The following is a 12,312-nucleotide window of genomic DNA, read 5'->3' on the forward strand; positions in this document are numbered from 1 at the left end:
CGGGAGAGCGTGGGGGGTTCAGGAGGCCTTGCGGGCGGGGACGGCGCTGCCGACGGCGGCGGCCAGGTCGCGGAAGCCGCCGGCCCGGACGCGGGCGGAGAGGCCCTTGTGGATGCCTCGGCACCAGAACGGGCCCTGGTAGATGAAGGCGCTGTAGCCCTGGACGAGGTCGGCGCCGTGGACGATGCGCTGCCAGGCGTCCTCGGCGGTCTCGATGCCGCCGACCGAGACCAGCGTCAGCCGGCCCTCGGTGCGGGCGCGAAGGCGCTGGAGCACCTCCAGCGCGCGCTCCTTGAGCGGGGCGCCGGACAGGCCGCCCATGCCGATGTCCTCGACCCGGGCGGCGGGGGTGCGCAGGCCCTCGCGGCCGATGGTGGTGTTGGTGGCGATGATGCCGTCGAGGCCCAGCTCCAGGGCGAGGTCGGCGACCGCGTCGACGTCCTCGTCGGCCAGGTCGGGGGCGATCTTGACCAGCAGCGGCACGTGGTGCGCGGTGGAGCGGTCGGCGGCCTCACGGACGGCCTCGAGCAGCGGCCCGAGGTGCGAGACGGCCTGGAGGTTGCGCAGCCCGGGGGTGTTCGGGGAGCTGACGTTGACCACCAGGTAGTCGGCGTACTTGGCGAGCCGCTCGGTGGACTTGACGTAGTCGCCGATCGCGTCGGCCTCCTCGACCACCTTGGTCTTGCCGATGTTGATGCCGACGACCGGGGTGGAGGTGGTGTGCGGGCGCTGGGCGAGGCGGGCGGCGACCCGGGCCGAGCCCTGGTTGTTGAAGCCCATCCGGTTGATCAGCGCGCGGTCCTCGACCAGGCGGAACAGCCGCGGGGCCGGGTTGCCGGGCTGCGGCTCGCCGGTGATGGTGCCGATCTCGACGTAGTCGAAGCCGATCATCGACAGGCCGTCGATGCCGACGCCGTTCTTGTCGAAGCCGGCAGCGAGGCCGAACGGGCCGGGCAGGTCGAGGCCGAGGGCGGTGGTGCGCAGCGCCCGGTCGCGCGGGGCGAGCACCAGCTTGACCACGGTGCGCAGCCCGGGCACCGAGGCGGCCAGCCGGATCCAGAAGAAGGCGAGGTGGTGGGCCTTCTCCGGGTCCATCTTCTTGAACACGAGGTCGAACAGCAGCTTGTACAAAACAGGGCTCCCATCGGGGGCGGGCGCAGCCCGTCGGCAGGGTGGCGGTGGCGGGCCTGGGTGTCCCCCCGGCCGAAGGCTGGGGAGGGTGGGCATGGCAGTGGGGGGCACCCGGCGGTTCGGTGCCCCCCACTGCGGTGGTGCTACTTGCTGCGGCCGGCGTTGATCAGCTCGGCGTGCTCCTGGAGCGACATCACCCCGACCTCGTCGCGCAGCAGCGCGTCGATGCCCTGGACGGCGGCGCCCATGGCCTGGACGGTGGTCAGGCAGGGCACGGCGCGGGCGACGGCGGCGGTGCGGATCTCGTAGCCGTCGAGGCGGCCGCCGGTGCCGTACGGCGTGTTGATGATGAGGTCGACCTCACCGTCGTGGATCAGCTGGACGATGGTCTTCTCACCGTTCGGGCCCTCGCCCTCGCTGTGCTTGCGCACCAGCGTGGACGGGATGCCGCCGCGCTGGAGCACCTCTGCGGTGCCGGCGGTGGCGAGCACCTCGAAGCCGAGGCCGACCAGCGCGCGGGCCGGGAAGACCAGGTTGCGCTTGTCCCGGTTGGCGACCGACACGAAGACCTTGCCCCGGGTCGGCAGCGCGCCGTACGCACCGGACTGGGCCTTGGCGTACGCGGTGCCGAAGACCTTGTCGATGCCCATGACCTCGCCGGTGGAGCGCATCTCCGGGCCGAGGACGGTGTCCACGCCGCGGCCGTGCACGTCGCGGAAGCGGCTCCACGGCATCACGGCCTCCTTGACGGAGATCGGGCAGTCGGCGGGCAGCGTGCCGCCGTCGCCGTCGGCCGGGAGCAGGCCCTCGGCGCGCAGCTCGGCGATGGTGGCGCCGAGCGAGATCCGGGCGGCGGCCTTGGCCAGCGGCACCGCCGTCGCCTTGGAGGTGAACGGCACGGTGCGGGAGGCGCGCGGGTTGGCCTCCAGCACGTAGAGGATGTCGCCGGAGAGCGCGAACTGGATGTTGATCAGGCCGCGGACGCCGACGCCGCGGGCGATCGCCTCGGTGGAGGCGCGCAGCCGCTTGATGTCGTAGCCGCCGAGGGTGATCGGGGGCAGCGCGCAGGCGGAGTCGCCGGAGTGGATGCCGGCCTCCTCGATGTGCTCCATGACGCCGCCGAGGTAGAGCTCGGTGCCGTCGTAGAGCGCGTCGACGTCGATCTCGACCGCGTCGTCGAGGAAGCGGTCGATCAGCACCGGGTGCTCGGAGATGAGGCCGGCGTGCCGCTCCAGGTAGGAGGCGAGGGAGGCCTCGTCGTAGACGATCTCCATGCCGCGGCCGCCGAGCACGTAGGACGGGCGGGCCAGGACGGGGTAGCCGATCTCGTCGGCGATCGCCTTGGCCTCCTCGAAGGAGAAGGCGGTGCCGTGCTTGGGGGCGGGCAGGCCCGCGTCGCGCAGCACGCGGCCGAAGGCGCCGCGCTCCTCGGCGAGGTCGATCGCCTCGGGCTGGGTGCCGACGATCGGCACGCCGTTGTCCTTGAGCGCCTGGGCCAGGCCGAGCGGGGTCTGGCCGCCGAGCTGGACGATGACGCCCGCCAGCGGGCCGGCCTGCTGCTCGGCGTGGACGATCTCCAGGACGTCCTCCAGGGTGAGCGGCTCGAAGTAGAGCCGGTCGGAGGTGTCGTAGTCGGTGGAGACGGTCTCCGGGTTGCAGTTGACCATCACGGTCTCGTACCCGGCGTCGGCCAGCGCGAAGGAGGCGTGCACGCAGGAGTAGTCGAACTCGATGCCCTGGCCGATGCGGTTCGGGCCGGAGCCGAGGATGATCACGGCGGGCTTGGTGCGCGGGGCGACCTCGTTCTCCTCGTCGTAGGACGAGTAGAAGTACGGGGTCTTGGCGGCGAACTCGGCGGCGCAGGTGTCGACGGTCTTGAACACCGGGCGGATGCCGAGCGCGTGCCGGACCTCGCGGACGATGTCGGGGCGCAGGCCGCGGATCTCGCCGATCTGCTGGTCGGAGAAGCCGTGCCGCTTGGCGTGGCGCAGCAGCTCGGGGGTGAGGCGCTCGGCCTCGGCCAGCTCGGCGGCGATCTCGTCCAGCAGGAAGAGCTGGTCGACGAACCACGGGTCGATCTTGGTGGCCTCGAACACCTCCTCCTGGGTGGCGCCGGCCCGGATGGCGTCCATCACGGTGTTGATCCGGCCGTCGGTGGGCACGACCGCCTTGGCCAGCAGCTCGTCCTTGTCGCCGATCTCGCCGGCCCAGGAGAACTGCGAGCCCTTCTTCTCCAGCGACCGCAGCGCCTTGTTGAGCGCCTCGGGGAAGTTGCGGCCCATGGCCATGGCCTCGCCGACCGACTTCATGGTGGTGGTCAGCGTGGCGTCCGCGCTCGGGAACTTCTCGAACGCGAAGCGCGGGACCTTCACCACGACGTAGTCGAGGGTCGGCTCGAAGGAGGCCGGGGTCTGCTCGGTGATGTCGTTGGGGATCTCGTCCAGCGTGTAGCCGACCGCCAGCTTGGCGGCGATCTTGGCGATCGGGAAGCCGGTCGCCTTGGAGGCCAGCGCCGAGGAGCGCGAGACGCGCGGGTTCATCTCGATGACGATGACCCGGCCGTCCTCGGGGTTGACCGCGAACTGGATGTTGCAGCCGCCGGTGTCGACGCCGACCTCGCGGATGACGGCGATGCCGATGTCGCGCAGGATCTGGTACTCGCGGTCGGTGAGGGTCATCGCCGGGGCGACGGTGATGGAGTCACCGGTGTGGACGCCCATCGGGTCGAAGTTCTCGATGGAGCAGACCACGACGCAGTTGTCGTTCTTGTCGCGCATCAGCTCCAGCTCGTACTCCTTCCAGCCGAGGATGGACTCCTCCAGGAGCACCTCGGTGGTCGGCGAGAGGGTCAGGCCCTGGCCGGCGATGCGGCGCAGGTCCTCCTCGTTGTGGGCGAAGCCGGAGCCGGCGCCGCCCATGGTGAAGGAGGGGCGGACCACGACCGGGTAGCCGCCGAGGGTGTCGACGCCGGCCAGCACGTCGTCCATGGTGTGGCAGATGACCGAGCGGGCGGACTCGCCATGGCCGATCTTGGCGTTGACCGCCTCGACCACGCCCTTGAAGAGCTCGCGGTCCTCGCCCTTGTGGATCGACTCGACCTTGGCGCCGATCAGCTCGACGTTGTACTTGGCGAGCACGCCGTTGGCGTCCAGCGAGATCGCGGTGTTGAGCGCGGTCTGGCCGCCGAGGGTCGGCAGGAGTGCGTCGGGGCGCTCCTTGGCGATGATCTTCTCGACGAACTCCGGGGTGATCGGCTCGACGTAGGTGGCGTCGGCGATCTCCGGGTCGGTCATGATCGTGGCCGGGTTGGAGTTGACCAGGATGACCCGCAGGCCCTCGGCCTTGAGCACCCGGCAGGCCTGCGTGCCCGAGTAGTCGAACTCGGCGGCCTGGCCGATCACGATCGGGCCGGACCCGATCACCAGGACGGACTTGATGTCAGTGCGCTTAGGCACGCTGGCCCTCCATGAGCTCAACACTGTGCTTGTCGTCGCCTCGCATGAGCGCGACGAACCGGTCGAAGAGGTAGGCCGCGTCGTGCGGGCCGGCCGCCGCTTCGGGGTGGTACTGCACGCTGAAGGCGGGCACGTCCAGCGCCTGGAGGCCCTCGACCACGTCGTCGTTCAGGCAGACGTGGGAGACCTCGACGCGGCCGTAGGGCGTGTCGCTCACCTTGTCCAGCGGTGCGTTCACGGCGAAGCCGTGGTTGTGCGCGGTGACCTCGACCTTGCCGGTGGTGCGGTCCTGGACCGGCTGGTTGATGCCGCGGTGACCGTACTTGAGCTTGTAGGTGCCGAAGCCCAGCGCGCGGCCGAGGATCTGGTTGCCGAAGCAGATCCCGAAGAACGGGGTCCTGCGCTCCAGCACGCCCTTCGCCACGGCGACCTGGTGGTCGGCGGTGGCCGGGTCGCCCGGTCCGTTGGAGAAGAAGACGCCGTCCGGCTGGACGGCGTAGACGTCCTCCAGCGTGGCGTTGGCCGGCAGCACGTGCACCTCGATGCCGCGCTCGGCCATCCGCTGCGGGGTCATCGCCTTGATGCCGAGGTCCAGCGCGGCGACGGTGAACTTCTTCTCGCCGATCGCGGGCACCACGTACGGCTCGGTGGTGGCGACCTCGGCGCAGAGGTCGGCGCCCTTCATCTCGGGCGACTGCTGCACCTTGGCCAGCAGCGCGGCGTCGTCCGCCAGCCCCTGGCCGGAGAAGATGCCGCAGCGCATGGCGCCGCGCTCGCGCAGGTGGCGGGTGAGCGCCCGGGTGTCGATGCCGCTGATGCCGACGACGCCCTGGTTGGCCAGCTCCTCGTCCAGCGACCGGCGCGAGCGCCAGTTGGACGCCACGCGGGCGGGGTCACGCACGACGTAGCCGGCGACCCAGATCCGCCGGGACTCGTCGTCCTCGTCGTTCCAGCCGGTGTTGCCGATCTGCGGGGCGGTCATCACGACGATCTGGCGGTGGTACGACGGGTCGGTCAGGGTCTCCTGGTAGCCGGACATGCCGGTGTTGAAGACCGCCTCGCCGAAGGTCTCGCCGGTGGCGCCGTAGGCCTGGCCGCGGAAGGTCCGGCCGTCCTCCAGGACGAGCACGGCAGGGACACGCTCCCGCCGTTGGCGCTGCGTGGTGGGGGCAGGTGCGGTCATGGAGCGGCCTCTTCCGTCTTCGTCTTCGTACGTGTTGCGAGTTGAGCGATCGCCTCGACCCAGGCGGTGTGCTCGTCGGGGTGGTCGGCCCGGAAGCCGGAGTCCAGGGCGATGCCCGTGGGGGTCCCCCCGGCCGAAGGCTGGGGGAGCGTCCAGGTGACGACGAGCAGTCCGGACGGGACGACCTTTCCGGCGATCCCGGAGTCCGTCCGGGCACCGGTCAGGTACTCGGCCGGGATCCAGAGGTCGACGTCACCGGGGCGCCGTACCAGCAGGCCGTTGTCGCCGAGGGTCAGATCGGCGCGGCTGCGGGTGCCCAGGCCGTGCGCGACGACCCGGTCCAGCCAGTTCCCGGCGGTGGTGGTGCCGTGGTACCGGCCGCTGGTCTCCAGGATGGTCCGCCCGGCACGCTCCGGCACGGCGGGGAGCGCCGGGATGCCGGACTGCAGGGTGCGGCGCCAGTTCCAGCCCTGGCGCATCAGCCAGTAGACCAGGCCGATGACGACCAGCAGGCCGACGGCCCAGCCGATGTACCCGGGCCAGTTGGTGACCCTGGCCTGCTCCTGGGCGAGCAGGGCGACCGAGCTCACGCGAGCCCGCCCTGCTCGACCAGCTCGCCGGCCAGCACGGTGGCGTTGCCGCGCAGGAAGGTGGCGTGCACCCGTCCGGGCAGGTCGAGGCCCCGGTAGGGGGTGTTGCGGGAGCGCGTGGCGAAGCTGTCGGGGTTCACGGCACCACGGTACGCGGGATCGAACAGCACCAGGTTGGCCGGCTCACCGACCGAGACGGGCCGTCCGTGGCCGCTGAGACGGCCGATCCGGGCCGGGCGGTGCGACATCCGGTCGGCGACGCCCTCCCAGTTCAGCAGGCCGGTGTCGACCATCGTCTGCTGGACCACCGAGAGCGCGGTCTCCAGGCCGACCATGCCCATCGCGGCGACGGCCCACTCGCAGTCCTTGTCCTCGGCCGGGTGCGGCGCGTGGTCGGTGGCGACGGCGTCGATGGTGCCGTCGGCGAGCGCCTTGCGCAGCGCCTGCACGTCGGCGGCGGTGCGCAGCGGCGGGTTCACCTTGTAGACCGGGTCGTAGGAGCGGACCAGCTCGTCGGTCAGCAGCAGGTGGTGCGGCGTGACCTCTGCGGTGACGTCCCAGCCCTTGGCCTTGGCCCAGCGGATGATCTCGACCGAGCCGGCCGTGGAGACGTGGCAGACGTGCAGGCGGGAGCCGACGTGCGCGGCGAGCAGCACGTCGCGGGCGATGATCGCCTCCTCGGCGACGGCCGGCCAGCCGCCGAGCCCGAGCTCGCCGGAGACCTGGCCCTCGTTCATCTGGGCGCCCTCGGTGAGCCGCGGCTCCTGGGCGTGCTGGGCGACGACCCCGTCGAAGGCCTTCACGTACTCCAGCGCGCGGCGCATGATGACCGCGTCGTCCACGCACTTGCCGTCGTCGGAGAAGACCCGGACGCCGGCCGCGGACTCGTGCATCGCGCCGAGCTCGGCGAGCTTCTTGCCCTCCAGGCCGACGGTGACGGCGCCGACCGGCTGCACGTCGCAGTAGCCGGACTCCTGGCCGAGCCGCCAGACCTGCTCGACCACGCCGGCGGTGTCGGCCACTGGGAAGGTGTTGGCCATCGCGTGTACGGCGGTGAAGCCGCCCTTGGCGGCGGCCTGGGTGCCGGTGAGCACCGTCTCGGCGTCCTCGCGGCCGGGCTCGCGCAGGTGGGTGTGCAGGTCGACCAGGCCGGGCAGGACGATCAGGCCGCTGGCGTCGATGTCGATGTCGGCCTCGACGGTGAGGCCGGTGCCGATCTCCTTGATGACGCCGTCGGCGAGGTGGAGGTCCTGCGGGGCGCCGCCGAGGAGCTGGGCGTTGCGGATCAGGTAGGTGGTCACTGAGCGGTCTCCACGGAGTCGGTGCGGGGGGCTGCGTCGGCGGGCCCGTCGGCGAAGACGGCGCCGCCGAGCAGCAGGTAGAGGACGGCCATCCGGACGGAGACGCCGTTGGCGACCTGCTCGACCACGGTGCAGCGCGGCGAGTCGGCGACGTCGGCGGTGATCTCCATGCCGCGGACCATCGGGCCGGGGTGCATCACGATGGCGTGCTCGGGCAGCTGGGCCATCCGGCTGCCGTCCAGGCCGTAGCGGCGGCTGTACTCGCGCTCGGTCGGGAAGAAGGCGGCGTTCATCCGCTCGCGCTGGACCCTGAGCATCATCAGCGCGTCCGTCTTGGGGAGCACGCTCTCCAGGTCGTAGCTGATCTCGCAGGGCCAGTTCTCGATGCCGATCGGCAGCAGCGTCGGCGGGGCGACGAAGGTGACGTGGGCGCCGAGGGTGGTGAGCAGGTGCACGTTGGAGCGGGCGACCCGGCTGTGCAGGATGTCGCCGACGATGGTCACCCGGCGGCCCGCGAGATCGTGGCCGGCGCCGGGGTTGAGGTGGCGGCGCATGGTGAAGGCGTCGAGCAGCGCCTGGGTGGGGTGCTCGTGGGTGCCGTCACCGGCGTTGATGACGCTGCCGCGCAGCCAGTCGGACTGGGCGAGCCTGGCCGGCGCACCCGAGGCGTGGTGCCGGATGACGACCGCGTCGGCGCCCATGGCCTGCAGGGTGAGCGCGGTGTCCTTGAGGCTCTCCCCCTTGGAGACCGAGGAGCCCTTGGCGGAGAAGTTGATGACGTCGGCGGAGAGCCGCTTCTCGGCGACCTCGAAGGAGGTCTTGGTGCGGGTCGAGTCCTCGAAGAAGAGGTTGACGACGGTTCGGCCACGGAGCGTGGGCAGCTTCTTGACGGCCCGTCCGGAGAGCTGGGCCAGCTCCTCGGCGGTGTCCAGGATCAGCAGCGCGTCGTCGCGGGTGAGGTCGGCGGCGGAGACGAGGTGGCGCTTCACGCGGGTTACTCCGGGAGGTGCGGTTCGGACGGCCGGGAGGCCAGGGCCTGCGAGGAGCGGGCCGCGTAGTCGCGGTCGCCGACCAGCACGGCGTCCACGCCGTCGGTGTCGGCGAGTCGGACCTGCACGGCCTCGCGCAGCGAGGTGGGGAGGTTCTTGCCCACGTAGTCGGCCCGGATCGGCAGCTCGCGGTGCCCGCGGTCGACCAGGACGGCGAGCTGGACGGCGCGCGGGCGGCCGATGTCGCTGAGCGCGTCGAGCGCGGCGCGGATGGTGCGGCCGGAGAAGAGCACGTCGTCGACGAGGATCACCAGCCGGCCGTCGATGCCGTCACCCGGGATCTCGGTGTGCTCCAGCGCGCGGGCGGGCTTGAGCCGCAGGTCGTCCCGGTACATGGTGATGTCCAGGGTGCCGAGCGGGATGTCGCGGCCGGTGATCTGGGCCAGCCTGGCGTGCAGGCGGCGGGCCAGGTGGACGCCCCTGGTGTGGATGCCGAGCAGCACGACGTCCTCCGCGCCCTTGGCGCGCTCGACGATCTCGTGCGCTATCCGGGTGATCACCCGGGCGATGTCCGTGCCGTCCAGCACCTGGTGCGGCGGCCGCGGCGTGGTTTCGTGGTCTGCGGTCATGCCGAAGCGGACCTCCTTCCCCGCCTCACGGGACGGGCCTTAAAGGATGTCTGGGATGGCCCCCGCCGACGTGGCGCGGGCTCCGGCCATCGTACCAGCGCGGCCACCGGCAAACGGACCGACACCATTCCGCTTCATCGGGTTAACGCCCCGGACGTTCCGCCGATGCGGGCCATTCGCACGACTGCCCCATTCGGCTTGACGCAACTACCTCACTCTACGTAACCTCACAGTGAGTTACGAGACGGGCGTCGAACCCACCGGTAACGACGTCGGCGATCGCCCGTGACCCACCACTGAACGCGAAGCAATCTCGTCCGGGGAGACCAATGTCCAGCGACTACGCGAAGCAACTCGGAGGCAAGCTCCGAGCGATCCGCACTCAGCAGGGGCTCTCCCTGCACGGTGTCGAGGAGAAGTCCCAGGGGCGCTGGAAGGCAGTCGTCGTCGGCTCGTACGAGCGCGGCGACCGTGCGGTCACCGTGCAGCGGCTGGCCGAGCTGGCCGAGTTCTACGGCGTGCCGGTGCAGGAGCTGCTGCCCGGCGGTACGCCCGGTGGTGCGGCCGAGCCGCCGCCGCGCCTGGTGCTGGACCTCGAAAGACTGACCCAGGTCCCGTCCGAGAAGGCCGGCCCGCTGCAGCGCTACGCGGCCACCATCCAGAGCCAGCGCGGCGACTACAACGGCAAGGTGCTCTCGATCCGCCAGGATGACCTGCGCACGCTGGCCGTGATCTACGACCAGTCGCCGTCGATCCTCACCGAGCAGCTGATCTCCTGGGGTGTACTCAACCCTGACGCGCGCCGTGCGGTGCGCGAGGAGGAGGCGAGCTGACCGCTCGCCACACCGGCTCCGCCCCGCCCTCACCTTCAGAAACGGGCGGAGCTCAGCAGAAACGTCACGGCGCGGCGCCCCGGACCGGGGCCCGCGCCGTCGCGCGTCCGTGCGCCAGGGGACCGCACCGCGGCACCGCCGTACGGCCACGGCCCCGAACCGCGGCACCGCCCGACGGCCCCGAACCCCGGCACCGCCGTACGGCCACGGGCCCGCCGGAGACCCCACCTGGCCCCGCCGACGGCTCAGCAGACCGTGCCGAGCGAGTAGCCCGGCTCCGCCGCCACCCCGTCCAGCCGCACCGCACCCTCGGCCGGGGCCCAGTCCTGCCCGCCGCTGGCCCAGGCCCACGCCGTCTGCCGGTACTCCCCGCAGGAGGCCGCCGAGCCCTGCGCGCCGTGCAGCACCGCCAGGCCCGGCAGCTCCCGCGCCAGCCCGGCACAGAGCACCGCGCAGACCAGCTCCAGGTCCTCGTCGTTGATCCGCACGACGCCGTCCTCCCACTGCAGCACCCGGGCGGCCGCCGTCAGCCGCCCGCCGGGCGCGTCCACCGCGAGCCGCAGCTCGTACACCCCGGCACCGGCGCCCACCAGCATCCGGCGGAACACCTCGGCACCGCGCTGGTACGCCTCCCGCACCGCGCGGCCACGCTCCTCGTACAGCCCGCCGTCCAGCAGCAGGTCGGCGTGGCGCAGGGTCAGCCCGTTCTCCCGGGCCCGGACCAGCCGGGGCACGAAGTCGCCGGCCAGCTCCTCGCCCTGGTAGGCGAGCAGCTGGGTCTGCAGCGGCGGGTTGACGAGGTAGCGGTCGCGGGCGCCCGGCTCGGCCGGGTCGAGGCCGTTCAACAGGCAGAACTCCTCGAAGTCCTGGGGGTGGAACATCCGGGCCCGGACGGTGTCGAAGCCGCGCTGGGCCTCCGTCAGCAGCTCGGCGGTGTCCCGCAGGTAGGACGCGTAGTCGGGCGCGTCGGAGAGGCGCCAGGCGCGGGCCCGCTCGAAGTCGGCGGCGCTGGTCAGGACACCGATGACGAAGGCCTGGTCGCCGCCGGCCGGGCGCCGCTCGGCCCGCTCGTGCCGCGACCGCGCGCGGGGGCGCGGGCCGGCGGCGGTGCAGTCGGGGGTGCGGCGGGCGCGGCCGTTGCGACTCATCGTGGGCTCCTGGGGGCGGACGGGCGGATCAAGGTCAGCGGCGGGTAGTACCGCTGACCGTTGTCCTCCCCAACCCCGCGTGTCGCACACGTACGGCGTGTCACAGGAATGTAACCGAACGTGAGGCGGGTGTTTCGGCCCGCCCCGGCCACCCCGCCGCGCCCGTCACGCGTCACGCCCGGCACGGCCGTCACGCGTCACGCCGGGCGCGGCACCCGGGCCAGCTGGCGGGACTGCGCGACCAGCCGGCCGGCCTCGTCCCAGACCTCGGCGTCCTCCTCGAAATAGCCGCCGGCCACGTTGCGGGTCGCGTGGGTGACGCGCAGCCAGCCGGGCACCGGCCGGGCCCGCAGGTGGACGGTCAGCTCGATGGTGGGCGCCCAGCCGGGCAGGCCGAGGTCGAAGGTGACCGGGGGCAGCGCGTCGGCGACCAGCAGGAGCAGCAGCGGGTCGGGCTCGCGGCCGTCGGCGAGCCGGAACCAGCCCTGGATCCGCCCGTTGCCGGAGGGCTGCCCGAGCGCCCAGCCGATGGTGGCCGGGTCGAGCCGCAGGTCGAACCGCTCCAGCAGGGCGGCCTGCGCGATCAGCTCCTTGGGGGCGTGCTCGACGCCGATGCACTGGTCCGGCGGCGGCAGCTGCGGCGGCTGCGCGGTGGTGCGCACCTCGCCGTCGGCGGCGGCGAGGTCGCCGTGGCTGGCGACGACGCGGAGCCGCTCGACACCGTCCTGGCTCAGCGAGGCGGTGCCGGTGGAGAGCGAGCGGCCGGCACGGAGCACCTCGGTGCGGACGGTGGCCGGGCCGGGGGTGGAGGCGGAGAGGTAGTAGCCGCTGATCGAGACCGGGTCGGCGTGGCCGCCCGGCTCCTGCGCGCCGTGCTCCAGGGAGAGCGCGTGGCCGGCCATGGCGAGCAGCAGCCCGCCGTTGACGCCGCCGCCGATCTGCCAGCCGGAGCCCAGTTCGCCGTCGTAGCGGCCGGGTTCGTCCGGGTGGCGGGTCAGGGCGATGCCCTGGTCGAACTCGCTGCGGATCGCCGTGGTCATGGGAGTGGCCTGC

At 72.3% G+C, this 12,312-nt stretch carries 10 protein-coding genes; 1 reads left to right on the top strand and 9 read right to left on the bottom strand.

Translation table 11 applies throughout. The features are described from left to right. Positions 1-18 precede the first annotated feature (18 nt). From ACZ3YO_RS04670 to pyrR, 7 genes are all read right to left on the bottom strand, one after another. On the bottom strand, positions 19-1,131 hold the full coding sequence (locus tag ACZ3YO_RS04670; RefSeq protein WP_465564802.1) for a quinone-dependent dihydroorotate dehydrogenase: 1,113 nt from the start codon (positions 1,129-1,131) through the stop codon (positions 19-21). A 143-nt stretch (positions 1,132-1,274) separates the two neighbouring features. Continuing rightward, positions 1,275-4,586 carry a carbamoyl-phosphate synthase large subunit gene (carB, locus tag ACZ3YO_RS04675; RefSeq protein ID WP_465564805.1) on the bottom strand — a complete coding sequence of 1,104 codons (3,312 nt, stop codon included), beginning with the start codon at positions 4,584-4,586 and terminating at the stop codon, positions 1,275-1,277. Further along, entirely contained in the window at positions 4,579-5,769 is a 1,191-nt protein-coding gene (carA, locus tag ACZ3YO_RS04680) for a glutamine-hydrolyzing carbamoyl-phosphate synthase small subunit (protein WP_465564808.1), read from the bottom strand. The genes carB and carA overlap by 8 nt, the downstream gene beginning before the upstream one ends. After that, positions 5,766-6,359 (bottom strand): PH-like domain-containing protein, encoded by a 594-nt coding sequence (locus ACZ3YO_RS04685; RefSeq protein WP_465564811.1) that lies wholly within the window; start codon positions 6,357-6,359, stop codon positions 5,766-5,768. Before ACZ3YO_RS04685 ends, carA begins: the two co-directional genes overlap by 4 nt. Further along, a complete protein-coding gene (locus ACZ3YO_RS04690) occupies positions 6,356-7,660 on the bottom strand; it encodes a dihydroorotase (RefSeq protein ID WP_465544043.1) in 1,305 nt (434 codons plus the stop codon). The genes ACZ3YO_RS04685 and ACZ3YO_RS04690 overlap by 4 nt, the downstream gene beginning before the upstream one ends. Next, a complete protein-coding gene (locus tag ACZ3YO_RS04695; RefSeq protein ID WP_465544045.1) occupies positions 7,657-8,649 on the bottom strand; it encodes an aspartate carbamoyltransferase catalytic subunit in 993 nt (330 codons plus the stop codon). The genes ACZ3YO_RS04690 and ACZ3YO_RS04695 overlap by 4 nt, the downstream gene beginning before the upstream one ends. 5 nt (positions 8,650-8,654) lie before the next feature. Continuing rightward, the gene (pyrR, locus tag ACZ3YO_RS04700; protein ID WP_396321646.1) at positions 8,655-9,278 is read right to left on the bottom strand and encodes a bifunctional pyr operon transcriptional regulator/uracil phosphoribosyltransferase PyrR; all 624 of its coding nucleotides are present in this window, start codon (positions 9,276-9,278) and stop codon (positions 8,655-8,657) included. 329 nt (positions 9,279-9,607) lie between these two features. On the opposite strand from pyrR, the gene bldD reads away from it, so the two are divergent. Continuing rightward, positions 9,608-10,111 carry a transcriptional regulator BldD gene (gene bldD, locus ACZ3YO_RS04705; protein ID WP_031072501.1) on the top strand — a complete coding sequence of 168 codons (504 nt, stop codon included), beginning with the start codon at positions 9,608-9,610 and terminating at the stop codon, positions 10,109-10,111. A gap of 245 nt (positions 10,112-10,356) precedes the next feature. Here the strand turns inward: bldD and ACZ3YO_RS04710 are convergent, their stop codons facing one another. Together ACZ3YO_RS04710 and ACZ3YO_RS04715 are read right to left on the bottom strand one after the other, a co-directional pair. After that, a complete protein-coding gene (locus ACZ3YO_RS04710; RefSeq protein ID WP_465564816.1) occupies positions 10,357-11,259 on the bottom strand; it encodes a hypothetical protein in 903 nt (300 codons plus the stop codon). A 197-nt stretch (positions 11,260-11,456) separates the two neighbouring features. Next, a complete protein-coding gene (locus ACZ3YO_RS04715) occupies positions 11,457-12,299 on the bottom strand; it encodes a thioesterase family protein (protein WP_465544050.1) in 843 nt (280 codons plus the stop codon). Positions 12,300-12,312 lie beyond the last annotated feature (13 nt).

This window comes from Kitasatospora sp. NPDC022785, assembly GCF_055561295.1.